This is a genomic window from Lysinibacillus sp. GbtcB16, from assembly GCF_019091145.1.
Lineage (GTDB): Bacteria > Bacillota > Bacilli > Bacillales_A > Planococcaceae > Lysinibacillus > Lysinibacillus fusiformis.
In genome coordinates this window covers 1-276 of the sequence record NZ_JAGXJV010000330.1, presented here as the reverse complement: position 1 = coordinate 276, position 276 = coordinate 1, and the positions used below count along the sequence as shown (strand labels likewise).

General features: G+C 55.1%; 1 protein-coding gene. It reads left to right on the top strand.

Annotated elements, in window-relative coordinates; genetic code table 11:
* Positions 1-276: hypothetical protein (locus tag KVT27_RS24450; RefSeq protein ID WP_217582162.1), on the top strand; the 276-nt coding region annotated here is incomplete at both ends.

Sequence of the window (276 nt, the reverse complement as noted above, 5' to 3'; positions counted from 1 at the left end):
CCGGCGAAGAGCCGGCTGACCGTTACCTTCCTGGTGACGGTCCATCAATCGGCAGATCAGGAGCAGCTGACGGATCAGGTTACCGTGCTGTTCACGTTCAAGCTGCCGGACGATCAGACCGTCTCGAATTCGGTTCTGACCAATACCACCAGAACGCAATTGTTAATACCCGTGCTTGCTATTGTGATCACAGCAAGCCCGCAGATTGCAGAGCCCGGAACCCCTGTTAACTTCCGGATTCGGGTATCCAATACCGGAAACCTGGCTGCAGAGAAC